Below are 24,478 nucleotides of genomic sequence, written 5' to 3'. Positions count from 1 at the left end.
TAAGTTTACTGTTGTTGTAAGGTTTGATTTTCAGAAGTTGTAATCATCTCATCATCTTGATAATATTCTGGTAATAATTCCTGAGATTCTATTTCTCCTAAAGATTGTTCTAAATTTTTTGTAGTTTCCACACAACTAGAACCAGTGGCATTTAAAACCCGTTCCACAATTTTACCATCTTTACCAATGCGATATTCTATCTTTTGATATTCTGCCATGAGAATTTTTCCTTTTTAATAATGTTAACATTTTAGATCCCCCTAAATCCCAAAAAGGGGGAATTTGAACGATTTAGCCCCTCTTACCTTAAAAAAGGGGAATTTGATATTTAGCCCCCCTTAATAAGGGGGGTTGGCAGGGGAAACGCATCTTATCAATAAGGGCGATTCAATCTCAATAACGACCAAAATATTCGCATTAACGACCACTTATTGACAATATTTTAGTCCATCACCATGATCCTGAAAAAATCAATCAAACGATAAATAGGGATTTATTGGTCTATACATTAAAACGGTATTTTGTCAATAAGATTTAGATGCGTTTCCCCTGGGGGGGTTGGGGGGATCAATTCTTATTTAAACCCATTTACCAACAACAACCCGCACAGTACCATCTGCTAAAACCTCCTCTTCTTCCACATTAAAACCCTCAGTTTGTATAGTTCCCATCAAAGTTTTATGAGCGTATTTTTGACTAATATTATTAACAAACTCCTGTTGATTAATTTCCGCACCCCAAAAATCTGCAACTAATTCATAAATTCCCCCCTGTTGACGAAAACCCAAATCATAACCATTAGCTTGTTTAATCACATATTCAGCATTAGTTTTAGAACCACTATAACCACGCACCTGAGAATTTAACTCAACCTGATAACCCAACTCCTTTAATACTTGAAGCAGCACTTCACCCTCTTTAATTTGCACCTTGATACTTGTAAAATGAGACATAAAAAATCAACTCCTTTTTTCATTCATGAATTATCAATTATCAATTGTCAATTATCAATTATTTAATCCACTTCCAAAGGACCCAAACCTTGCTGCTGAGAATAAACCTTCAACTCCTCCATTAACAGTGTATCAATAGATGCCGTTCTTGCGCCAGCTTCCGCCGCCCAACGTTTTAAAAATGTAATTTGTTCCTTAGCAATAGCCGCCAAAGGCACAGTTTCCGATACCGCATCTAAAATATCTTCTGTATTAAAATCCCTCCTATTTCCATCTATTAAACTACCAAAAGCCCGGTGCATTCCATCAATAATTACTTGTTGAATTTCAGCACCGCTAAAATTTTCTGTATTTCTGGCAAGTTTGGGTAAATCAAATTCTCGCAGTCGGGAAGGACGGATTTTTTGCAAGTGAACTTTAAAAATATCATGGCGTTCTTTTTCTGTGGGTAAATTTAAAAAGAATATTTCATCAAATCGCCCTTTTCTTAATAACTCGGCTGGTAATATTTGCACATTATTAGCAGTAGCTACCATAAACACCGGACTGGTTTTTTCTTGCATCCAGGTAATGAGTGTACCAAATACCCGGCGCGATGTTCCCGAATCACCATCAACACCACTATTAATATTACCAAATGCCTTATCTATTTCATCCATCCATAATACACAGGGTGATATTGCTTCTGCTAATTGTATCATTTGCCGAATGCGATTTTCACTTTCTCCGACTATTCCCCCAAATAATCTGCCCACGTCTAAACGTAACAATGGTAAACGCCATTCATGGGCGATAGTTTTAGCGGATAATGATTTTCCTGTTCCTTGGATTCCTACTAATAAAACGCCTTTGGGGTTGGGTATACCATAACGTCGTGCTTCTTCGGTAAAAGCATCTTGACGCATTCTTACCCACTGTTTAAGATTTTCTAATCCGCCGACGTTTTTTAATGATTCATTGGATGTGTAAAATTCTAATATTCCTGTTTGTCTAACTGCTTGTTTTTTCTCTTCTAAAACTCTATCAATATCTGATTCATTGACTTGTCCTTTTGCTGCTAAAGCTGCGGCTAAAACTCTTCTAATTCTGGCGCGACTTAATCCTTGACAGGCTTTAATTAATTGTTCTTTTCCTAGTCCATTTAAGTTAAGTTTTTCGGGGACTATTAATTGCTGAATTAAATAATCAATTTCTTGGATGTTGGGTAAGGGAAAATCAATTACTGTAACTTCTTCTTGTAGTTCTGGGGGAATGGTTAATGTATGACTGGTGAGGATGAGGGTTTGGCGTGTGCGTTTGAGTTGACGGGTGAGGTTTTTGATAGCACGAATTACGGGAGCATTTTTTTCTGTTTCGGGGTTTTTGAGAATAAAATGTATGTCTCGCAATACAAATATTGTGGTTGTATTTTCTGGGGTTTTGGTAATTCTTGATAATGCACCCATGACTGAACCTTTATCAGTTCCGTTGTCATCCCAACCGGTGACGATATCCCATAATAATAGTTGTCGTGGTGTCTGGGATATTTGGGTGAGTTGTTGCAGGACTTGTTCTATTGGTTCTTCTTCGACTCCGACTATATATAGTAGGGGATAGCGGGCGCGAAGCATGAGGTCTATTTGTTGGAGTAGTTGTTGATGGGGGTTATTCATTATGTATAAATAGGGGGATTAGTTGTTAGTTTATTGAGCTTTTTGTTTCGCGCAAAGACGCAAAGGAGCAAAGAAGAAAATAAATGTCTGAATTAATAGCACTTTAAATGAATTTAGTATAGTTATTAAATTCCTCTAGTGTTATTTGTCAGAGTTTGTTGATTAAGATGGGCGAAAAAAAAATTAGTTCCTGTTACATCAGCAAATTCAAGATTTGTGTTTAAAAAACTTGTATTAGCAATAATGGAATTTTGAAGATTTGCTCCATATAAATTAGCATTATCGAATTTAGTTTCAGTTAAATTTGTTGATTCTAAATTACAGTTTTTCAAATTGGCTCTGATTACAATAGCACCTGAGAAATTTGCTTCTTTGAAGTTACATGATACATTGTCATTATATCCTACACCTTCTGTTAAATTAGCTTTTGTAAGATTAGCTTTTGTGAAATTTGAATTAATAAAATTTGCATTTGTCAAGTTTGCACCTTGAAGATTAGCATTAGAAAAATTACTGTTAGTTAGCGATGCTTGAGTTAGATCAGATTCCTGCAAATCGGCATTAATAAGATAGACACTTATAAGTTTAGCTTTAACTAATTTAGAATTTTTTAAATTCACACCTTGAAGATTAGCACCAGTCAAATTAATTCCACTCAAATCAACTCCTTCAAGACTAGGGAGATAGGTTTCTTTCTGTCTAAATAGATTCCATGCTTTAATTCCCGCTGTACCAGCTTTTAACAAATTTACCGCTCTTTCTGTGGTCATTTTCAGATCATGACTACTTGATATTTGATTTTCACCACCAAGCACAGCATCGTATTCTAGGGGTTGTTGTGGATTATTCATGATTCGTTAATGGTTGGTTTCGTGTATGCTGTATTAAAAATAGCATATTATTGTCTGAATCAGGATGACCAGGATTTGAGGATGTACAGGATGTGATTGTTTAATTATTGGTTAGTTGTTGATGATTAGTATAGATAAAAGTGAATATTTATGAAGTGAGATGGAAGAATAAATATATCAATCACATCTATCAATCATCAAATTACAATCCTGTAAATCCTTTAATCCTGGATATCCTGATTCAGACAAAAAAATTTTTCGCTATGCGAGAGAGGTAAGACAAAAAAAGAGCAAGAGAGCATAGTGCTATTAAGTCCTCGCCGCACCACTACATACAACCCGAAAACCAACCCTGAAGTCGTTGAAGGCGAGGATGTTGTTGAAGCGACAAGCAGAACGGCAACCCTCAGGATTGACGACCCACGAACCACCGCGCAGCAGCTTTGTGTTAGTATTCTTTTTAGCATCTAGCCATGCGCTTCCATCTGTTAGCGCACCTTCATAGTTACTATGCCAATTATCTTGACACCACTCCCATACATTGCCGTGCATATCGTATAATCCAAAGTTATTGGCTACTCCAAAACTCCCTACGTCTCTTGTTTTTTCTCTATAAACTCCTTGGGGTTCTTGTCCATAAGTATTAATATTATCATAGTTAGCTAAATCAGTTGTAATCGTCTCTCCAAAGTGAAATGGTGTGTTAGTTCCCGCTCTACAAGCATATTCCCATTCGGCTTCACTTGGTAATCTATAGTTTTTTCCTGTCTTTTGACTTAACTTTTTACAGAAAGCCACGGCATTATTCCAACTAACTTGTTCAACTGGACGATTACTACCTTTGAAATAAGAAGGATTAGTTCCCATAATAGCTTGATATTGTGCCTGTGTTACCGGATATTTTCCCATAAAGAAACTAGGAATAGTAACTTGATGCTGGGGACTTTCATCATAAGATATTCCCTCTTCATTTTCTGGTGAACCCATCATAAAAGTACCACCAGGAATAGCAGCCATTTCCAAGCTAACACCATTACCCAAATCTTCTATAAAATATCTAGCTATACGTTGCTGTCGTTGAATAATTTCACCAATTTTATTAACTGTTACTACTTCAATTTGTTCTAGTTTTAAACCTTCGTGATTAGGTTTTTCTAATATTTGTTTAATTCTTGGTTCTGTTCTAGAATTTAATATTAAATAAGCTGCATTTTGAATATCCCAAGATTTATCTTTTAAACCTGCAATTACTAAATCTAAACCCTGTTCTCCATAATTCAAAGCTTGCTCAAGTGCAGCAATTCTCACTTTTGCATCTGGATTTTGTAACCGTAATTTTACCCCTTCAATACCACCTAAAACGGCTGCACCTTCTATTGATGGACTATTACCACCAAGCACAGCATCGTATTTTCCTGGTTGTTGTGGATTATTCATGATTAGTTAATGGTTGGTTTCATGTATGCTGTATTTAAAATAGCATATTTGGGTAATTTTGCTAGTTGTTTACATAAATTTAATATTGTCAGAATCAGGATGTCTGGTTACTGAGCGAAGTCGAAGTACAGGATTTGAGGATGTACAGGATGTGATTGTTTGATTATTGGTTAGGTGTTGATGTTGTGGTTGTCTGAATCAGGATGTCCAGGATTTAAGGATGTACAGGATGTGATTGTTTAATTATTGGTTAGGTGTTGATGATTTTTAAGTAATAGCCGGAATAATCAATACATTATTTTTATTGGTTAATTATCAAGTAATTATCCTGAAAATCCTCTAATCCTGTACTTCGACTTCGCTCAGTAACCAGTTATCCTGATTCAGACAAAAAGTTAATTTTCATCCAATAATCATCCTGTAAATCCTATCATCCTGGGTATCCTGATTCAGACAAAAAGTTAATTTTGAGGAAATGACTGTAACAATCAATACATTACTCACATCTAGTAACCATCAAATAACAATCCTCTAAATCCTATAATCCTGGTTATCCTGATTCAGACAAAAGGCTAATTTTTATAAAATAACCGTAATAATCAATATATCATTCACTTCTACTAATCATCAAATAACAATCCTCTAAATCCTATAATCCTGGTTATCCTGATTCAGACAAATTCATCAAATAACCATCCTGTTAATCCTATCATCCTGGGTATCCTGATTCAGACAAATTCATCATAATAGGTTCTTTATTAGGAAGTTTAATAATAATTTCCATAGTTCCTCCCAAAGCATTAACAACATTACGTATTGTATTTAATTCTAAACTTGGTTGATTTTCTAAATCAGATATTTCTATTTCTGATAATTCCAAACTATCAGCTAATTCTGATGATGATAAACCCAATCTTTCCCGTAAATTTTGCAGCGTAATTTCTGCTAATCTTAATTCAGAAGTTCTTGCAGCAATTATTTCTTTTCGTTCTTGAGAAAGTTGATTTAACTCTTCCGATAAAGTTGTATATTTTTTCATGATTTTTCTTCCTTGAGTGTTTCCAAATATTCTCGATATCTTTTATCTGCTATGGGTATATTTTCTTTATACCATTTTTTATTACCAGTTTTGTTACCTCCAACTAATAAAATCGCTTGTCTTTTGGGATCAAATGCAAATAAAATCCGCCAAGGTTCTCCTTGATATTGAATACGTAGTTCTTTCATATTACTGAAATTAGAACCTTCTAAAGTATCAACTCTTGGTCTTCCTAAACTGGGTCCAAATTCTGCTAAAATACCTAATACTGCAAATGCTTCATTTTGAAATCCCTGTTCTTGTTGATAAAACCAAATTCTAAAATCTGGATCAAATATTATATTCCATTCCATAAATCCGCTTAACTTATTTTATCTTAATTTCCTTTACTTTTGGGTAATGGTTAGTTTGGTGTATGCTGTATTTAATATACCATATTTGGGTAATTTTGCTGGTTGTTTAGATAATTTTAATATTGTCTGAATCAGGATGTCCAGGATTTAAGGATGTACAGGATGTGATTGTTTAATTATTGGTTAGGTGTTGATGATTAGTATGAAGAAAGGTTAATTTTGAGAAAATAAATGTAATAATCAATACATTATTCACATTTAGTAATCATCAAATAATCATCCTGTTAATCCTCTAATCCTGGTTATCCTGATTCAGACAAAAAGTTAATTTTGAGAAAATGAATGTAATAATCAATACATTATTCACGTTTAGAAGGTGAAGAATCAGATCCCCGACTTCTGTAGTAAATTTGTGGTGAAATCAGAAAATCTTGCTAGAAGTCGGGGATCTCCTGATTATGACAGTTTAGAGTTTATAATAGAATGTAATCTTGCCCATGACCTAGTAAATGAGATAAATAATTATGAATGTACAACTTATTGATTCCTTAGTAGAAATTGTGTTAAAATTAACTCCCGAAGAAAAACAACTTTTCCAAGAAAGGCTGAATTATCAAAATTTCCACCAACAAACTAAAAAACCTTTAACATCTGAAGAAAAATTAAAACTTTGGCAAGAGTGGATAGAAAAAGCTCCTCAAAGTTCTGTTAATCTTCCTGATGAAGCACTACGTCGAGAAAACATTTATGATGACAGAGGAAGATGAGTAATTACCTATTAGATACCAATATTCTTTTACGTTCCAGAGATATCACATCTCCTGATTTTCATTTAGTTGATAAAACAATTAAATATTTAATATCTAATAATCATCAATGTTTTATTACTTCTCAAGTAATCATTGAATTTTGGGTTGTTGCTACTCGTCCTGTCAATGTTAATGGATTAGGGTGGACTGTAGCACAAACAACCCAAGCAGTACAAATGCTAATAAATCAATTTGATTTACTAGAAGAAACACCAGATGTATTTTCTACTTGGTTGAACTTAGTAACAACATATAATATTTCTGGTAAACGCACTCACGATATACACATATTAGCCGTGATGCTTGCTCATCATATCAGCCATATTTTAACTTTAAATCCCAAAGATTTTATAACTGTTCCTGAAATTACAATTATTCACCCTGAAAATATTAGTAGCTAAGAATATAGTACAATATTATTGTCAGAATCAGGTGGTTATCGAGCGACTTGTACTGAGCGAAGTCGAAGTAAGTCGAGATAATCTCCAGGATTTAAGGATGTACAGGATGTGATTGTTTAATTATTGGTTGGTTGTTGATGATTTTTAAGTAATAGCTATAATAATCAATACATTATTTACTTTGGGTAATCATCAAATAATTATCCTGTTAATCCTCTAATCCTGGGTATCCTGATTCAAACAAAAAGTTAATTTTGAGGAAATAACTGCAATAATCAATACATTATTCACATCTAGTAATCATCAAATAATCATCCTGTTAATCCTCTAATCCTGGTTATCCTGATTCAGACAAAAAACATTCATAAACAATCAATATTTGCTTTCGCAAAATCTAGGATTTCTATAGTTCTTTGAATAATCAGATCCGCATCAGCTTCTGTAATATTAGGATCAGTATTATAGTCACCCCTTAAACGAGTTCTTTCTGCATCAATTAAATAACGATGAAATTCACGAGGAACTCTGTCTGTGCGAGCAAATTTTTCTCCAAAAGCAGCAATAACGGCTGAATGTTTAGAATAAGCAAGTCCTTCACTTTCTAAAAAAGCCGTAGCAATATACAGCACTTTGCGTAACGATTAGGTACAAGAATTTAGGGCATATCATTACATCAAATTGAAAATGAGATATAACCTGTACCAGATAGACGCGCAAAATGCTGTAAAACATAGCATAATAACCACGAGAAACAGCAAATTCAGCAAAACCTTTTTGGTTAAGTTCTACTGCTGCTTGTAAACTCCTCTCAGCTTTTTCTAAAAGTCTTTTTTGGTCATCATTCATATTATTAAACCATCTTTTCTAATATTACGAAAAAAACCACTCTCATAATTTTCTAATTGTTCTCTATTAGCAAAAGCACAACTAATTAACACATTGTATTCTAAACATAAATCAGCAATTATTTGACTAATTTTTTCACTCTCTTGAGAATAATTAAAAACATCTTTTAACACAATTAAAATATCAATATCTGAATCTGGTTGTGCTGTTCCTCTGGCTTGTGAACCATATAAAATTAGTTTTTCTAACTGTTCTCCATAAAGTTGTTTTAACTTTTGCTGTACTTGGGTTAAAACTGTGTAAATAGGTTGATTTAGCATAATTTTAATTAAGAGTGAATGAACAATAATTAACCTGTGTTGTTGGTATATGCTGTACTTAATATAGCATATTTGGGTAATTTTGCTAGTGGTTTAGATAATTTTAATATTGTCAGAATCAGGATGTCCAGGATTTAAGGATGTACAGGATGTGATTGTTTAATTATTGGTTAGGTGTTAATGATTTTTAAGTAATAGCTGCAATAATCAATACATTATTTACTTTGGGTAATCATCAAATAATTATCCTGAAAATCCTCTAATCCTGGGTATCCTGATTCAGACAAAAGGTTAATTTTGAGGAAATGACTATAATAATCAATACATCATTCACATTTAGTAATCATCAAATAATCATCCTGAAAATCCTATCATCCTGGGTATCCTGATTCAGACAATTGTATAATATTATGTATAATATCGTCATTATGTTACAATCTGAAGTGAGAGAAACAGGAGCATAAAACTATGCCATTAATCAAAATACCAAGACATTATCTTGTATCTCAAGATGAAGATTCAATTACGGTAGATGTACCTGAATCAATGCTATTAAATTGGAAAAAAGACTATGAAAAAATTAGTAAAGCTAAAGGAAGTTTAAAACATAGAAAATCAGCTATGTTAGCTCATTTATCTCATCTGCGTCAGGAGTGGGATAAATGAGATATCTTTATGATACAAATATTTTTATCTACTATTTAGCCGATGATATAATAGTTGATTCATGGTTTGCAGAAGAATTTGTGAATGTACACGAAATTCTACTTTCACCAATTATCCGTATTGAATTACTGAGTTTTGCTGGTTTGTCACAGGAAGAAGAAGAATGTATTGAAGATTTGTTATCTCAGTTTACTGTAGTTCCATTATCACAAGAGATTGAAAATAAAACCATACAATTAAAGCGAAATTACAAAATTAAACTTCCTGATGCAATTATCGCTGCTACAGCAATAAATCAAAACGCTATTTTAGTGACAAGAAATATTAGTGATTTTCAGGCAATTACAGAATTAAAAATAGTCAATCCTTTTGCTAATTGATTATATTAAATATAATTGTGAGGATGTACAAGATGTGATTGTTTAATTATTACTTGTTTGTTGATGATTAGTATGGATAAAAGTGAATATTTATGATGTGAGATGTAAGAATAAATACATAAATAACAGCCATTAACCACCAAATAACAATCCTGAAAATCCTTTAATCCTGGACATCCTCATTCAGACAATTATTACCTCCGTTTCATCTTCGCCCCAATATCAGCAGGTTTACCAAAATACGGGTAACTGGTCACCAAAATATCTACCCCTGTGCTGGCATAATTCCTGACATTTTCTAAATTAATTCCACCTGCTGCTGCTAATTGTAAACCTGGATATTTCTGCTTTAATTCTGCAACTAAACCACTAAGTTCTACAGTAGGAATTTTATCAAATTGAATTAAATCAACTCCTGCTTCAGCCACCATCCAAGCATCGGTTTCTGTTTCCACTTCAATAGCAATTTTTTGTTCTGGAAATCGTTTTCTCAGTTGATTAATTCGCTCACTTATTTCCGCAATACTATCTATAAATAATAGGTGTTGTTTAAAAATCAAAACTGTTTCTGAAAGTCCTAAACGATGGGGAGTAGCACCACCAGCTAAAATTGCTTTCATAGAAATAATTCTTGTACCAGGAAAGCATTTGCGAGTTGTGACAACTGCCACATCAGAATTTATATTTTTAGCAGCATCAACTAATTCTTTTGCACGGGTAGCAATACCAGAAGAGTATTCCATTAAATTTAACGCCACTCTCCAACCAATATGTAAAGCTTCCGCACAACCACTAGCTTTGAGAATTAATTGCTGTGATGTTAAACAAGTTCCACTTTCTAGTAAATATTCAACTTTTGCACCACATTTTTCAAATACTCTTGCTGCTTCTTCCGTTGCACAAATAGTCATGGTGTGACGGGTAGAAAATTCAATTTCTCCTAATTCTTTACCTATATTTAATCCATAGGTAGTTAAATCGAGAAATGGGACATCTTCTGCAATTAATTGTGCTATTTCTTCATCAGAAAAGAACATTCTCATATTATTTCCGTTGGAATAGTTATATTATCTGTGAGGGTAGGCAAAAGGCAAGAGTGAAGAGGAGAAAGTTGATTATCAGTAATTAACTGGACTTGATATCATTTATTTTGTCCATTGGAATAGGGAGCATATCTGTTTGGGGGGGGAACAGGAGGGAGAAGGGGAGATGGGGAGGTAAATAACCCAATCACCAGTCACCAATCACCAATCACTATCATATACTGTTGCTCCTAGTTGAATTGCGATCGCAATTACATCTTTATTACTCTCCCCATGAACGCAGAGATAATTACTCAGCTACTCTCTAACCAGCAATTGATCTGATTGATACACTAACGTACTATATAGTAATATAGTAATGTATTTAGTCTGAGAGTGTGGAATACTCTACCACAAACATCGGTTAGCACAACTGGGGAACATTTGACAATTTGGAAAACAATCTGTTACATTTATTTACATAAAGCAATAAATGTTTAAGACACGAAAGTAAAGTTAAGACATAATTAAAACACGAGGTTAAGGATGACTATCTTAGTTGCATTATTAGTTGTAGGTTGGGTTGCTGTTTCTGTGATTGGTTCTCTGGCTTACTTCATGGGTGAACAAACCAAGCCTATCCATGAACGGAACTGGCGTTCTGAGTCTTTTGAACAATTGGCTAAGTCTATTACTGGCATGGAAATTGATTACAGCGATCGCACTCCTGCTTATGCGATGGATGCTTATGCCAGCCGCACTCTACCCCAATAGTAGTAAAAACGCTTCATCAAAGTGCAGAGATCCCCGTCTTCTTCAAGAAGTCGGGGATTGGAATATTCAACGGTTTTCTTTTCAAATAGAAATTACTGCCAAAGTAGCAAGAAAGATTCTGATTTTGTTGTTAGTATTCATTGTCGGAATTATCGGCTGATCAATTCAGGGCTTCCCCTATTATTTACCCTGGAAACATCGGTAATTAATGTGGTTATTAGTCTAATTCATGACTATAAATACGCATCAAAAAATCAGGAGTATTTGCTATGATGATGATGATGACTGAATCCATGACTACGGAAATGCAAACTTGCATGAATGCTTGCATGGAATGTCATAAAATCTGCTTGGAAACCATGACTTACTGCATGAGCAAAGGTGGTAGGTACATGGATATAGGCATGATGAGCATAATGCGCGATTGCTCTGAAATGTGCATGATGTGTACAAATATGATGATGAGTGGTTCTGAATTTATGGGACGCACTTGTATGCTGTGTGCGGAAATGTGCGATCGCTGTGCTGCTGCTTGTGAAACCATCGGTGATGACAGCAAAATGAGAGATTGCGCCGCAGCTTGTCGTAGATGTGCGGAAACTTGCCGATCCATGCAAATGGCACGTGCTTAATTTGAATAACTAGCAGATTAACTATTATCAATTTATCTGCAACCTATTTAGGCGCTCAGGCTGTTGTGGTTTGGGCGCTTATCAATTGATAATTGACAATTGATAATTGTTTCATTCAAGGTTGAATATCATCACCATAAATTGTCTTATTTGTCAATGCCCCTATTTCTCACCCGCAAACAAAAGCAGGTAATTTTGGTAAATCTCGTGTCAGGATTTCTTGATAAATTTTTGATTTTAGGGGTTATTTCTTTTTTGGCTATTGCTGAAGCGTTTATCAGTCAAGACTTGTAAGCTTGTGCTAAAAGATACATTTTTAAAGTAGGGACAATAAAGCAATTTACAAATTCTTCTAAATTATAGCAGATAGCTGAAAGTATTGCAAGCTCGTTGATAAATAAAAATAATTCTCAATTAAATGTTAAGAAAATATAAAGGAAAAATGTAGTCAATTACAGATTTTCAATCATTTTATGGATTTTGATAAGATTTTATTATTTAAAATCCAATAGCGATCGCAGTTTACCTACCAATAGATCCCCGACTTCTCTAAGAAGTCGGGGATCTGGGTATTAGTTCTAAAAACCTAATTCTTAGGTAGGGGTAATTCATGAATTACCCCTACTTTAAATTACCCCTACTTTCGTTCTGTTTTGCATAAGTCCTGTTAAAGAATATTCAGCACCCTCCTTAATAAAGCTTGATCTTCAGGTTTAGGTTTCAGACGACCATTTTCCACATCACGAATCCAACTTTGACTTTTACCTGTTAACTTTGCTAATTCTCTTTGGGAGATATTGATACTTTTGCGGGCTTGAGATACTTGTTCAGCTAATAAATTATCCGTAGTTTTGACGGTTTTTTTACTTCTCACATTACGCCGCTTTTTTTTCTCAGCATCTGCACTGATATTTTCCCATTCTGGTGGTAATTCAAAAGATAAAATCCGGGCATTCATCAACATATTCCACTTACCACGAGGACCGCTATCTGTAAGACGATGATCACCACCACCGTCATTGATCCAAAACTCTAAAGCTTCATCTGGATCTTCGGGAATATCAACTAATTTTGCCCATAATGGTTGGATTTCTATGGGGTAGGTAACAGGATCAAAAATTGGCTTAACTCCAGAATGATTGAGAACTTCCAAATCATTTTCAAAAGTTCGTAATAACCGCTTTCTTTCATCTCGTAATCTGGAAGCTAAGTTAATTTTTTCCTCACCATAAGCAACACGCAGTAAAGTAGGAACAGTGATGCGTTGTTCTCTACCCATCTTGGTTTTAAAAAGTAACCATAACATCAATCTGACTGCGCCTTCATGTTGCTGCCACAGACTCATCACTGTAGTTAACAGCGTTTTCGGCAAAGTACCATATTGATAGAAACCAGTCCGTTCTTTACAGCCTTGTTTATTTAAAAAATGCTGCGCCCAAAGACCGGCTTTCACTTTAAATGTCAACCCAACTAAATATTTACATCCCTGTTCATCTTCCTGAAAATGATGATGAATATCTGTTAAATGCCACAAAGGACTTTCTGTAACAGAAAAACCGGGAACTTTACCTCTTGCTTGCCAGTCAATAGAAACAACCAGAGAGCAAGCTTGTTGAACGATGTTTTTGATTAAACATAACTTGGTGATTTTGTTAAGGTCTTTACGTTTTTCTAATCCCAAGTATGCTTCAAATTGTCGCTCATCAATTGAAAACTCCTGTTCCCAGGGTTGATCTAAAGTTGTAGCATAGGCAGCAAAAATCAGATGAATACAAGCGGCTCGAAGATCAAGATTTTCAATTGTTGGTAAATTTTTAGCCCGGTTACTAACTTGAAATGAGTCCTGAAGCTGAAAAGAAATTGCACCCCGACCTTGATTAACTTGTCGGCTATAGTGTAAATTACCTGTTGCATCTGTTTGCCATTGTAATGATTTACGTTGTGCTAGTAAGTTGCAAGCTTCCCAAATAACTATTGCCGAAGCAAAGGGATGATTCTTGCCATTAGAAAATAAATTAGGACTGGTAGGTTCTCGCACTTCAACTTTGCATCTGCCTTTTTTTGCTTGCCAGAGTATGGGGGAATTTGTAGGACAAGCAATTACACATTGCGGTTCTGGATAATAACCCTCACAATTGTTACAAAGACAAGGATCAATCCAATATTCGTTATTTTCGATTTTGATTGCACCCGTAGGACATTGGGGGCGGCAGTTATCACATCCATCGCAATTTTTGTTAGGAATTGTATAAGGCATAAGGCTGCTTCCTAGTCTAATTGCTGAGATGTTTGGCTCAAGTCTACCCTCGATGTCTCGTCTTGATTCATAACTTGCTACCAAATTATCTCCATGACAAGATCAGTTATTTGGTTAACAGTTATCAGTTAACAGTTATTGTCTTTGACTGTTCACTGTTCACTGTTGATTTTTACCTGTCACCTCTTTGGGACTTTGAAAGTCAGGCTTCATTGCTTCTTCATTAACTATACATTTCATAAAGATTTCGCTAAGTTTGTTCATAATGAGCTTGGAGATTTTTTTTAATATTTGTGTTCTGCTTTCACAGGAAATCTTGACAAAAACTGTTTTTTAATAACATCTGAAAAACTGAAAATTGTTTTTAATTAGTTAATGTTTAAATTCCTGTTCACTAACTGTTTACTTCTGATTGTTGATTATTTAGTATCTGCAAATACTGTCAAAATTCTTACTTTCACCTTATGGACTATTTTCTACTTGTTGATTTTTGCGAAAACCTATCAATAAAAATATCAGGATATAAATTATATTTATCTGAAAAATAACTGGATTTTCTCTTTGAATACTAAGGATCGAGTAGAGATTTTTTAATAAAAAATTGCATCTAGCCTAGAAAATTATTCGAGATAAATTGACATGATTTTTCAAGTCAGCAAAACTTGATAAAAAAGTTAATTTTTATCAGCAAAATGCCAAAATATTAGGCTACTATTAAGAGTAAATCACCAAGAAAATTGTAAGCGAAATTGCTGAGGTTAGATTCATGGCAACATTAACAGGATTGACATTTGGCGGTAAGTCTTGGACACCTAAATTTGTTACAGAAATTGACAAGGATAAATGTATTGGTTGTGGCAGATGTATTAAAGTATGTGGTTACACAGTTTTAGGGTTGATGGCATTGAATGAAGAAGGTGAATTTGTGGAAGATGAAGATGATGAAGAAATTGAACGCAAGGTGATGGTAGTCGCTCACCCAGAGAACTGTATTGGTTGTGAAGCTTGTTCTCGTATTTGTCCCAAAAATTGTTATTCCCATACAACATTAGACCAGTAATACTTATGGGCATCAACTACAGTCAGTAAGTTACAAGGAGAAGAGAAATTGTTTAACTCCTTACATCAGCATCACTGATTGATGAAAGTTCATTTAGAGGGGAATACTCAATCCTTACCTAACTTTACATAATTATTTAAAAAAATATTAAAAATTTTAGGATTAACAAAAACATAGATTTAAAATTGTTAGGGTTCATTACCTTAATGATAAAATTATGTGGATTTTAATGAGAAGTTAACCAAAATCCAAAATCTAAAATCTAAAATCCAAAATCCCATGACTGATTAATTCTGTTACCATAATTAATCATCAAGAAGGCTAATTGTATATAAATTGGGTTTTTGAGTCAAGGTAAACAGGAGAAAAAATATAATTTGTAATATTTTTGTAATATTTGTGAGAAAGATGTGAAAAAATCTGGAAGTTTACCCAATTTTGATGACTTACAAGTTAGAACGGTAATAAGTAAAAATTGAGGAGTCAGGAGTCAGGAAAAAAGGTGACAGGTGACAGTAAGAAGAGAATGGTATCTCATGTTTAAGAATGAATTTTTCTTCTTCTAAGACCCATACCCGGCACCCGACTTCCACTGATAATTGTTAATTGATAAAGAGTGGGTAGTATGCAAAAAGTTCCTGTGTCATTGTGGACACTGTTAGCGGGGATGTTCATTGCTCCTATTAGTATTTGGATAGGTCAACATCATCATTTATTACCAGAGCAAGCATCACAACAAGCGCCTTTGGTAGACGGATTTTTTAATGTCATGTTTACCATTGCGATCGCACTATTTTTAATAGTCGAAGGCACAATCTTAATTTTCCTATTTGTCTACCGTCGTCGTACTGGAGACAATAGTGATGGTGTACCGATAGAAGGCAACTTAGCATTAGAAATATTTTGGACAGCTATTCCTAGCGTCATTGTCATTGGTTTAGGTATCTACAGTGTGGATGTTTATAACCAAATGGGAGGTTTAGAACCAGGTACTCATCCTCATCATGTTGCTCATGTTTCTGGTACGGCAATGGCGGCTAGTATGAATGATAATTCTCAAACTTTAGCTGCTCCTAATATTGGCATCGGTGCAAGTCCCCAAACTAAAAATAACCCAGCAGACTTGGTAGTTGATGTTAAAGGAATACAATTTGCGTGGTTATTTAACTATCCTGAAACTGGTATAACTGCGGGAGAACTTCATGTTCCTGTCGGTGCAGATGTGCAGTTAAATTTATCCGCAGATGATGTAATTCATTCCTTCTGGGTTCCCCAATTTCGGTTAAAACAAGATGCAATTCCTGGTGTACCCACAGAATTAAGATTTGTAGCCACAAAACCAGGAAGATATCCCGTAGTTTGTGCAGAATTATGTGGTGGTTATCATGGTTCAATGCGGACACAAGTTGTAGTTCACAGTCCAGAAGATTTTAATAACTGGTTAACCGAAAATCAGGTAGCACAAAAACAAGAACCACTGCAAATTATAGCAGTCAATCCTGCTAATTTAACAACTGCTGAATTTCTTGAACCTTATATTCAGGAAATGGGAATCAGTGCAGAAAATATTCAGTCATTAGTAGAAGAAGGGAATAGGGAATAGGGAATAGGAAAGAAATGATCTGATGATTTATTCTTAATTATCCTGACTCCTGACTCCTGACTCCTGACTCCTGACTCCTGACTCCTGAAAATCCAAAATCCAAAATCCAAAATCTAAAATCGCATGACACAAACAGAATTTTCACCCAATCATCCACCAGATAATAGTCAACAAAAGACTTTACTGGTTGCCCATACTCAACATCTCCAAGCGTGGAAATGGTATGATTATTTCACATTTAATATTGATCACAAAGTGATTGGTATTCAATATTTGGTGACAGCATTTATATTTTATTTAATTGGTGGTTTAATGGCTGTGGCTATCCGCACCGAGTTAGCGACACCAGAAGCAGATTTACTTGATCCAAATCTGTATAATGCCTTCATGACAAATCACGGAACAATCATGATTTTCTTATGGATTGTTCCCAGTGCTATCGGGGGTTTTGGCAATTATTTAGTACCCTTAATGGTGGGTGCTAGAGATATGGCATTTCCCAAATTAAATGCCATTGCTTTTTGGTTAAACCCCCCCGCAGGATTACTATTATTAGGCAGCTTCTTTTTTGGTGGTTCTCAATCTGGATGGACCGCTTACCCACCACTAAGTTTAATCACCGCTAACACCGCACAAACAATGTGGATCTTAGCGATAGTCTTAGTAGGAACATCCTCAATTTTAGGATCAATAAACTTCGTCATCACCATTTTAATGATGAAAGTTCCCAGCATGAAATGGGATCAAATTCCTTTATTTTGTTGGGCAATTTTAGCAACATCCATCCTGGCACTTTTATCTACACCAGTATTAGCAGCAGGATTAATTTTACTGCTCTTTGATATTAACTTTGGGACATCATTCTTCAAACCAGATGCAGGTGGTAACGTCATTATTTACCAACATTTATTCTGGTTTTATTCCCACCCCGCAGTTTACTTAATGATCCTACCAATTTTTGGGATCATGTCAGAAGTAATTCCCGTTCATGCACGGAAACCGATATTTGGATATAAAGCGATCGCCTATTCCAGTGTTGCTATTTGTGTCGTTGGTTTATTCGTGTGGGTACACCATATGTTCACCAGTGGAACACCCGGATGGATGCGAATGTTCTTCACCATTTCCACATTAATAGTAGCCGTTCCCACAGGAGTCAAAATATTCGGTTGGGTAGCAACTTTATGGGGTGGAAAAATTCGTTTTACCAGCGCCATGTTATTCGCCATTGGTTTATTATCAATGTTCGTCATGGGTGGTTTAAGCGGCGTAACAATGGGAACAGCACCCTTTGACGTTCACGTTCACGATACCTATTATGTAGTCGCTCATTTCCACTACGTTTTATTTGGTGGATCAGTCTTTGGAATTTACGCAGGAATCTATCATTGGTTTCCCAAAATCACCGGCAGAATGATCAACGAAACCTGGGGAAGAGTTCACTTTGCTTTGACATTCATCGGCACAAACTTAACATTTTTACCCATGCACGAACTCGGATTACAAGGAATGCCACGCCGAGTAGCCATGTATGACCCCCAATTTACCAGCTTAAACCAACTTTGCACCATTGGAGCATTCATTTTGGGTATTTCCGTCATTCCCTTCGCTTACAACATCATTAATAGCTGGCTAAAAGGAGAATTTGCAGGAGATAACCCCTGGGAAGCATTGAGCTTAGAATGGACCACCAGTTCCCCCCCAATCATTGAAAACTGGGAAGTTTTACCCATAGTCACTCATGGACCATACGACTATGGCCATAGAGAAGAATAGGTGACAGGTGACAGGTGACAGGTGACAGGTGACAGTGAATAGATAATTATTTATTCCCAATCACCAATCACCAATCACCAATTACCAATTACCAATTACCAATTACCAATTACCAATTACCAATTACCAATTACCAATTACCAATAAACATCATGACAGCAATTACAACCAACGAACATCACACAACAGCACACGAACAACACCCAGATTTAAGAGTTTGGGGACTACTAACTTTTTTAATTTCCGAATCATTAATGTTTGGTGGATTTTTTGCCACCTACTTATTTTTTAAAGGTACTACCGCAGTCTGGCCACCAGAAGGAACAGAAGTAGAATTATTAGTACCCACCATTAACACCATCATCCTCGTTTCCAGTAGTTTTATCATTCATTTCGGTGATAAAGCAATCAAAAAAAATAGTGTTGGTTGGATGCGGTTTTGGTATTTTATCACTTTTTTGATGGGTGCTGTATTCCTAGCAGGACAAGTTTATGAATACATGAACTTAGGTTATGGTTTAACCACCAATGTTTTCGCTAACTGCTTTTATTTAATGACAGGTTTTCACGGACTTCATGTATTTGTGGGACTGTTATTAATTTTAGGTGTTTTTGTGCGTTCTTTCCGTCCCAATCATTATAATTCCATGAAACACACAGGAATTGAAATGGCGGAAATTTACTGGCACTTTGTTGATATAATTTGGATTATTCTTTTTACTTTGGTTTATCTCATGAATGCTTTTTAAGTTGGTAATGGGTAATGGGTAATGGGTAATTATTCACTCTTTACCTTTTCCCTGATCATACATTTTTCACAACTGTGAAAACATCATCCAATCACATCCTGAAAATCCTTAAATCCTGGATATCCTGATTCTGACAATTAAAATCCTGAAAATCCTTAAATCCTGGATATCCTGATTCTGACAATTAGCCGTAATTCTGCTATAATCATAATGACTTCAATATAATCGGTGACAGTATAATGATTACCACTGTTGAGCGTCGTTATAGTTTAGATGAATATCGCGCTATTGAAGAAAAGTCAGAAAGACGCAACGAATATCATGATGGGGAAATTGTACCAATACAGGGAGTAACACTCAACCATAGTCGTATCGGTGGTAATATTTTAGCATATCTTACATATCTTCTCCGTGATAGTCAGTTTGAACCAATTAATAGTGATTTACGTTTATGGATACCTGAATATAAAAGGGGTTTATATCCAGATGTGATGGTTTTTGATGGTGAACCACAATTAAATGAAAATCGCAACGATGAAGTTTTAAATCCTACCCTAATTATAGAAGTATTATCCCCTTCTACGGCAGATTATGACCACAAAGACAAGTTTACAATGTATCGTTCAATTAGCAGTTTTTGTGAATATTTATTAGTTGCACAAGACGAAGTTTTTATAGAAAAATACAGTAAACAATCTCAAGGTTGGTTATTAAGTGATTTTAATAATTTAGAAACATCTATTTCTTTAGAGTCAATTGGGGTTGAATTACCAATAGCAGAAATTTATCGTGGTGTTGTTTTTGATTAGATCCCCGATTTATTTATATCAATCCTCTAATTCATGATAAATTTCTCACAGAAGTCGGGTATCTTTGCGTCGTTAAATCACATCCTGAAAATCCTTAAATCCTGGACATCCTGATTCTGACAAATAACCCCTTGACAATCCCTGAATTATCTATCATCATCAATATAATGCCTATATTATTACCAATTAAAATTCCCAAACCCAAAATCAAATAACCCTAACCCCAAATACCGCACTTCAAAAAACGCGAAAAAATGATTGCCTGACGATGATGGGGAAAGAGAAAAGGAAAAAGGGTAGAGGTTAAAAGAGGAACAGTATAAAGGACTACAAGTTTCTGGAGGACAATACAACCCGAAAACCAGTGATTTGGTTACTACCGCCACGCAAATTCCCAGAGCGAAAATTAGACCGACAGCACAAAGCAGCGTTAAACCAAGAACCGCCACGTATAACATTTTTATCGCTTTTACAAATCCAAGCATTGCCATCAGTAGGCGCGTTTATATAATTGTCGTGCCAGTCATCTGCACACCATTCCCAAACATTCCCGTGCATATCATACAAACCAAAATTGTTCTGGTGGTGCATATCCAGGAGTTCCGGTAATAGTTCCCACTCTAGTTAAAATACTACCACTGGTTTCTTTAGAAACACCAAAATCAATTAAGAATAATTGACCGGTTTTACTTCTGAGAATATTTTCTGGTTTAATATCTCGATGAATTACATTATTGTCATGAATAAATTGCAAAACTGGCAATAATTCTGTTAAAATATTTTTGATTTGGGGTTCATTTAATAGACCTTGAGTTTTTAACTCTTGCAGTAAATTTTGTCCATCAATAAATTCCTGAATTAAATACAATCTACCATCTTGAGAAAAGAAAGCGAGTAAGTCGGGTATTTGCGGATGTTTACCTAACTCTTGCAGTCGTTGAGCTTCTTGTTGAAATAATTCCGTTGCTTTTTGTAAAGATGAACTTCCTGCTTGTTGGGGTAAAAATTGTTTAATGACACAGGGTGTATTTAATCTTTTGATATCTACAGCTTGAAAAGTGCGTCCAAAACCACCTTCTCCGATAAATTTCAGGGGGAGATAACGATCATCTAAGATGATTTTAGCACCGCAACTTACACAAAAATTAGTACCTGGGGGATTTTGGTAAAGACAGTCAGGATTGAGACATTGACTCATGGTAGTTGCTGGGTATATCTAGCCATGATTATAACATACCACTGTCTGAATCAGGATTTCCAGGATTTAAGGATTTTCAGGATGATAGTGTTTAATGGTTGGTGGTGATTTGATGATTTAAGTATTTGTCTGAATCAGGATTTCCAGGATTTAAGGATTTTCAGGATGATAGTGTTTAATGGTTGGTGGTGATTTGATGATTTAAGTATTTGTCTGAATCAGGATTTCCAGGATTTAAGGATTTTCAGGATGATAGTGTTTAATGGTTGGTGGTGATTTGATGATTTAAGTATTTGTCTGAATCAGGATTTCCAGGATTTAAGGATTTTCAGGATGATAGTGTTTAATGGTTGGTGGTGATTTGATGATTTAAGTATTTGTCTGAATCAGGATATCCAGGATTTAAGGATTTTCAGGATGGTATTATTTGTGTGTAAGTTATGATTTTGGTTAATTATTTATTATGTTTCGAGATAGATATTGAGATAATATAAAATTTACACAATTACGTCTAGTCCATGCTATAAAATAAATTAGAGTTGTAATAGGTAATGGGTAATAGGTAATGGGTAATAGGTAATGAGTAAATTACATCCTGAAAATCCTCAAATCCTGGATATCCTGATTCAGACAAAATCAACATCTTGAAAATCCTCAAATCCTGGATATCCTGATTCAGACAAAATCAATATCTTGAAAATACTGTAAAGATTTCAATATTGTAAATCCTAATGCTGACAAATTATCATGTTTCAAAATTATGCAAACCAACAGCAACAAATTCTCCTGGTTTGATGTATCCGATGAAGTCAAAGAACTATTAATATTAGCCGCTAAAAACTGGGAAAATACAGAAGAATCTGCCAAATATATGCAGCAAGCTTTAGCTAAAACCGGAGAAAATACAGATGTTTTAGTAGCAGCTTACAGATATTTTTATTACAAAAATAATTATGGTTTAGCACTGACAACAGCCGAAAAAATAATTGCTAAAATCAAAGAAATAGAGAATTTACCTGATAATTGGGAAGAACTGCAACCGATACTAAAACTAAGAAAAGAAGAACCCAATATCAGATTATTCTTAAATGCTTATGCTGCTTCTGGTTTAGTTGTAGCTAAACTAGGAAAATTAGAAGAAGCTAAAGAAATCAGTACCAAAATTCAAGGTATTGATAATAAAAATGATTTTGGTGCTAGTATTCTTTTCGACATTTTAACCCGTCCCCCAGAAGAAGATGAATAATTTGTAATTCTTAGGGAACAGGGAACAGAATATTTGACTTTTAAATTAATTCTCCCTAGTCACCAATCACCAATCACCAATCACCAATCACCAATCACCAATCACCAATCACCAATCACCAATCACTAACTATGAACACTTGGTTTTCTGTAAAAATTCCCTATTTCAACTTATCAGCATCTAGCAATAATACCATTATTTTACCAGGACAACCGGAAAATCCGAAAATTCCTGAAATTAGAAATCCTCAAGCTAATCCTCCTATGGTTTTTTTACCCAGATATTCACAATTTACACTCTAGATTGATACGATATAAATTATGCAAGTTCAGGATTGGTTTATCTCTGGAGATGGAAAACATCAAATTTGTAAATCCGCAAGAGAATGGGATTTATTACGTGATAATTATCGCCTTTATCGGTTTCTTACAGAAGTAGAAGATGTTCTCAATCAAGTTGAAGAGGAATCTATTTTTCTTCCTCAACTGAGAATGTTAGTAAGGCGATTAATTATTAATTCCTATTGGGTACAAAGTCAAAATTTAGAACCAGATTCTAAAACCGGAACATCAGTTTTATTATTATACGATGAATTAGGATTTCCTTTAACTGTGCAAACAGTCACATTTGCACCAGGAACAACTTCTAATATTCATAATCATGGAACTTGGGGAATAGTTGCTATTTTAAAAGGTCAGGAAAAAAACACATTTTGGCGACGTAATCCCACAGCCGAATTTCCTGATAAAATTGAAAAAGTAGGAGAACTAGATTTATATCCAGGTGACTTAATTAGTTTTACACCGGAGACTATACATCAAGTTCAATCTCTTGGTAATGAACCTACAGTAACTTTTAATATTTATGGTGAAACCAACCCTAAAGAAAGATTTGAATTTGATGTTATTAATCATATTGCTAAGAAATTTTAAATAAGTTTTAAATAAACTTTAAATGTAGTTGTAAAAATAGCAATCACAGATTATTGTCAGAAATATAGAATCCTAAATTAATGATTTATCTTTCATCTGCGTTTATCTGCGTTCATCTGCGTTTAATGATTGTCCATCCAGAAATCAAACTTGAAACCTATAGGAGAAACAACAATGGCCAGAGTAATTTTCTATGAAAAACCAGGCTGTAAAAACAACACCAGACAGAAAGTATTACTCACAGCAGCAGGTCATCAAGTGATAGCATATAGCTTATTAACAGAACCTTGGACAAAAGAAAGATTAAAATCATTTTTTGGCGATCGCCCCGTGATTGAATGGTTCAACAAAGCTGCACCTAGCATAAAATCAGGAGAGGTAAACCCGGAAAATGTTGACGCAGAAACCGCTTTAATGATGATGTTGAGAGATCCCCTATTGATCCGTCGTCCTTTATTAGAAGTAGGGGAACAAAGAGAAGTAGGTTTTGATGTGGAAAAAATCGACGCATGGATAGGTTTAAAACCCGTGGATGAGTCTTTTAAAGCGATGAGTGAAAATTTAATGCAGCAAGACTTACAAGGTTGCGCTCATGGAAATAATCACGAACACCACCATCATGGGGAAGGTAGTTGTAAAAATCACGGTTAATGATGGAAATTTTTGTAGAAACCCATCAACGGATTAAAGATTGTAAATATGAGATGATTATA

General features: G+C 34.8%; 30 protein-coding genes. 16 read left to right on the top strand and 14 right to left on the bottom strand.

What is annotated here, in order from left to right; genetic code table 11:
• Positions 1 to 5: 5 nt before the first annotated feature.
• From K2F26_RS20420 to K2F26_RS20390, 7 genes are all read right to left on the bottom strand, one after another.
• A complete protein-coding gene (locus K2F26_RS20420; protein WP_220609257.1) occupies positions 6 to 218 on the bottom strand; it encodes a DUF2997 domain-containing protein in 213 nt (70 codons plus the stop codon).
• Between the two features lie 360 nt (positions 219 to 578).
• Entirely contained in the window at positions 579 to 953 is a 375-nt protein-coding gene (locus K2F26_RS20415; RefSeq protein WP_220609256.1) for a DUF1257 domain-containing protein, read from the bottom strand.
• A gap of 62 nt (positions 954 to 1,015) precedes the next feature.
• Entirely contained in the window at positions 1,016 to 2,605 is a 1,590-nt protein-coding gene (locus K2F26_RS20410) for a Ycf46 family AAA ATPase (protein WP_220609255.1), read from the bottom strand.
• 125 nt (positions 2,606 to 2,730) lie between these two features.
• Positions 2,731 to 3,456, bottom strand: coding sequence for a pentapeptide repeat-containing protein (locus K2F26_RS20405; protein WP_220609254.1), 726 nt, complete (start codon positions 3,454 to 3,456; stop codon positions 2,731 to 2,733).
• 309 nt (positions 3,457 to 3,765) lie between these two features.
• On the bottom strand, positions 3,766 to 4,893 hold the full coding sequence (locus tag K2F26_RS20400) for an SUMF1/EgtB/PvdO family nonheme iron enzyme (RefSeq protein ID WP_220609253.1): 1,128 nt from the start codon (positions 4,891 to 4,893) through the stop codon (positions 3,766 to 3,768).
• A gap of 709 nt (positions 4,894 to 5,602) precedes the next feature.
• The gene (locus tag K2F26_RS20395; RefSeq protein ID WP_194058331.1) at positions 5,603 to 5,932 is read right to left on the bottom strand and encodes a helix-turn-helix domain-containing protein; all 330 of its coding nucleotides are present in this window, start codon (positions 5,930 to 5,932) and stop codon (positions 5,603 to 5,605) included.
• Positions 5,929 to 6,285 (bottom strand): type II toxin-antitoxin system RelE/ParE family toxin, encoded by a 357-nt coding sequence (locus K2F26_RS20390; protein ID WP_220609252.1) that lies wholly within the window; start codon positions 6,283 to 6,285, stop codon positions 5,929 to 5,931. Before K2F26_RS20390 ends, K2F26_RS20395 begins: the two co-directional genes overlap by 4 nt.
• Positions 6,286 to 6,809: 524 nt before the next feature.
• Here K2F26_RS20390 and K2F26_RS20385 point away from each other — a divergent pair.
• Both K2F26_RS20385 and K2F26_RS20380 read left to right on the top strand, forming a co-directional pair.
• Positions 6,810 to 7,052: a hypothetical protein gene (locus K2F26_RS20385; protein WP_194058335.1), complete on the top strand. Its 243-nt coding sequence runs from the start codon at positions 6,810 to 6,812 to the stop codon at positions 7,050 to 7,052.
• Positions 7,049 to 7,495: a type II toxin-antitoxin system VapC family toxin gene (locus tag K2F26_RS20380; protein WP_220609251.1), complete on the top strand. Its 447-nt coding sequence runs from the start codon at positions 7,049 to 7,051 to the stop codon at positions 7,493 to 7,495. Before K2F26_RS20385 ends, K2F26_RS20380 begins: the two co-directional genes overlap by 4 nt.
• Positions 7,496 to 7,857: 362 nt before the next feature.
• Here K2F26_RS20380 and K2F26_RS25075 read toward each other — a convergent pair whose 3' ends face one another.
• The 3 genes from K2F26_RS25075 to K2F26_RS20365 are packed head-to-tail and all read right to left on the bottom strand — an operon-like array spanning position 7,858 to position 8,661.
• Complete coding sequence (locus K2F26_RS25075; protein WP_220609250.1) at positions 7,858 to 8,124, bottom strand: HEPN domain-containing protein; 267 nt, start codon at positions 8,122 to 8,124, stop codon at positions 7,858 to 7,860.
• Positions 8,090 to 8,341, bottom strand: a complete 252-nt coding sequence (locus K2F26_RS25070; protein ID WP_220609249.1) for a HEPN domain-containing protein — start codon at positions 8,339 to 8,341, stop codon at positions 8,090 to 8,092. Before K2F26_RS25070 ends, K2F26_RS25075 begins: the two co-directional genes overlap by 35 nt.
• On the bottom strand, positions 8,338 to 8,661 hold the full coding sequence (locus K2F26_RS20365) for a nucleotidyltransferase domain-containing protein (RefSeq protein ID WP_220609248.1): 324 nt from the start codon (positions 8,659 to 8,661) through the stop codon (positions 8,338 to 8,340). Before K2F26_RS20365 ends, K2F26_RS25070 begins: the two co-directional genes overlap by 4 nt.
• Positions 8,662 to 9,129: 468 nt before the next feature.
• Between K2F26_RS20365 and K2F26_RS20360 the strand changes: the two genes are divergently transcribed.
• Complete coding sequence (locus K2F26_RS20360; protein WP_194058343.1) at positions 9,130 to 9,327, top strand: hypothetical protein; 198 nt, start codon at positions 9,130 to 9,132, stop codon at positions 9,325 to 9,327.
• A complete protein-coding gene (locus tag K2F26_RS20355) occupies positions 9,324 to 9,707 on the top strand; it encodes a type II toxin-antitoxin system VapC family toxin (RefSeq protein ID WP_194058345.1) in 384 nt (127 codons plus the stop codon). The genes K2F26_RS20360 and K2F26_RS20355 overlap by 4 nt, the downstream gene beginning before the upstream one ends.
• A 194-nt stretch (positions 9,708 to 9,901) precedes the next feature.
• Here K2F26_RS20355 and modD read toward each other — a convergent pair whose 3' ends face one another.
• Entirely contained in the window at positions 9,902 to 10,744 is an 843-nt protein-coding gene (gene modD, locus K2F26_RS20350) for a ModD protein (RefSeq protein WP_220609247.1), read from the bottom strand.
• Between the two features lie 531 nt (positions 10,745 to 11,275).
• Here modD and K2F26_RS20345 point away from each other — a divergent pair.
• From K2F26_RS20345 to K2F26_RS20335, 3 genes are all read left to right on the top strand, one after another.
• A complete protein-coding gene (locus tag K2F26_RS20345) occupies positions 11,276 to 11,503 on the top strand; it encodes a photosystem II protein, Psb35-related (protein WP_194058349.1) in 228 nt (75 codons plus the stop codon).
• Positions 11,478 to 11,663: a hypothetical protein gene (locus tag K2F26_RS20340; protein ID WP_220612027.1), complete on the top strand. Its 186-nt coding sequence runs from the start codon at positions 11,478 to 11,480 to the stop codon at positions 11,661 to 11,663. The genes K2F26_RS20345 and K2F26_RS20340 overlap by 26 nt, the downstream gene beginning before the upstream one ends.
• Positions 11,664 to 11,772: 109 nt before the next feature.
• A complete protein-coding gene (locus K2F26_RS20335) occupies positions 11,773 to 12,135 on the top strand; it encodes a four-helix bundle copper-binding protein (protein ID WP_220609246.1) in 363 nt (120 codons plus the stop codon).
• A gap of 667 nt (positions 12,136 to 12,802) precedes the next feature.
• On the opposite strand, the gene K2F26_RS20330 is transcribed toward K2F26_RS20335, so the two are convergent.
• Positions 12,803 to 14,392: a helix-turn-helix domain-containing protein gene (locus K2F26_RS20330; protein ID WP_194058353.1), complete on the bottom strand. Its 1,590-nt coding sequence runs from the start codon at positions 14,390 to 14,392 to the stop codon at positions 12,803 to 12,805.
• Positions 14,393 to 15,158: 766 nt separating this feature from the next.
• On the opposite strand from K2F26_RS20330, the gene fdxB reads away from it, so the two are divergent.
• From fdxB to K2F26_RS20305, 5 genes are all read left to right on the top strand, one after another.
• Positions 15,159 to 15,452: a ferredoxin III, nif-specific gene (gene fdxB, locus K2F26_RS20325; RefSeq protein WP_096565798.1), complete on the top strand. Its 294-nt coding sequence runs from the start codon at positions 15,159 to 15,161 to the stop codon at positions 15,450 to 15,452.
• A 625-nt stretch (positions 15,453 to 16,077) separates the two neighbouring features.
• Positions 16,078 to 17,055 (top strand): cytochrome c oxidase subunit II, encoded by a 978-nt coding sequence (locus tag K2F26_RS20320; RefSeq protein WP_220609245.1) that lies wholly within the window; start codon positions 16,078 to 16,080, stop codon positions 17,053 to 17,055.
• Between the two features lie 123 nt (positions 17,056 to 17,178).
• Positions 17,179 to 18,831 (top strand): cytochrome c oxidase subunit I, encoded by a 1,653-nt coding sequence (ctaD, locus tag K2F26_RS20315; RefSeq protein ID WP_220609244.1) that lies wholly within the window; start codon positions 17,179 to 17,181, stop codon positions 18,829 to 18,831.
• 152 nt (positions 18,832 to 18,983) lie between these two features.
• Positions 18,984 to 19,580: a cytochrome c oxidase subunit 3 gene (locus K2F26_RS20310; protein ID WP_246605426.1), complete on the top strand. Its 597-nt coding sequence runs from the start codon at positions 18,984 to 18,986 to the stop codon at positions 19,578 to 19,580.
• Between the two features lie 239 nt (positions 19,581 to 19,819).
• Positions 19,820 to 20,389, top strand: a complete 570-nt coding sequence (locus tag K2F26_RS20305) for a Uma2 family endonuclease (protein ID WP_220609243.1) — start codon at positions 19,820 to 19,822, stop codon at positions 20,387 to 20,389.
• Between the two features lie 327 nt (positions 20,390 to 20,716).
• Here K2F26_RS20305 and K2F26_RS20300 read toward each other — a convergent pair whose 3' ends face one another.
• Both K2F26_RS20300 and K2F26_RS20295 read right to left on the bottom strand, forming a co-directional pair.
• Entirely contained in the window at positions 20,717 to 20,980 is a 264-nt protein-coding gene (locus K2F26_RS20300; protein ID WP_220609242.1) for a formylglycine-generating enzyme family protein, read from the bottom strand.
• Positions 20,949 to 21,587, bottom strand: coding sequence for a serine/threonine-protein kinase (locus K2F26_RS20295; protein ID WP_220609241.1), 639 nt, complete (start codon positions 21,585 to 21,587; stop codon positions 20,949 to 20,951). The genes K2F26_RS20300 and K2F26_RS20295 overlap by 32 nt, the downstream gene beginning before the upstream one ends.
• Before the next feature lie 760 nt (positions 21,588 to 22,347).
• Between K2F26_RS20295 and K2F26_RS20290 the strand changes: the two genes are divergently transcribed.
• From K2F26_RS20290 to K2F26_RS20275, 4 genes are all read left to right on the top strand, one after another.
• Positions 22,348 to 22,833: a hypothetical protein gene (locus K2F26_RS20290; RefSeq protein WP_220609240.1), complete on the top strand. Its 486-nt coding sequence runs from the start codon at positions 22,348 to 22,350 to the stop codon at positions 22,831 to 22,833.
• 131 nt (positions 22,834 to 22,964) lie between these two features.
• Positions 22,965 to 23,135, top strand: a complete 171-nt coding sequence (locus K2F26_RS20285; protein WP_220609239.1) for a hypothetical protein — start codon at positions 22,965 to 22,967, stop codon at positions 23,133 to 23,135.
• 18 nt (positions 23,136 to 23,153) lie between these two features.
• A complete protein-coding gene (locus tag K2F26_RS20280; protein ID WP_220609238.1) occupies positions 23,154 to 23,765 on the top strand; it encodes a cysteine dioxygenase family protein in 612 nt (203 codons plus the stop codon).
• 174 nt (positions 23,766 to 23,939) lie between these two features.
• Complete coding sequence (locus K2F26_RS20275; protein WP_220609237.1) at positions 23,940 to 24,416, top strand: ArsC/Spx/MgsR family protein; 477 nt, start codon at positions 23,940 to 23,942, stop codon at positions 24,414 to 24,416.
• Positions 24,417 to 24,478: the final 62 nt, after the last annotated feature.

It is taken from the genome of Sphaerospermopsis torques-reginae ITEP-024 (assembly GCF_019598945.1).
In the GTDB taxonomy this organism is placed as follows: Bacteria; Cyanobacteriota; Cyanobacteriia; order Cyanobacteriales; family Nostocaceae; genus Sphaerospermopsis.
This window is presented reverse-complemented; position numbering and strand designations above follow the sequence as displayed.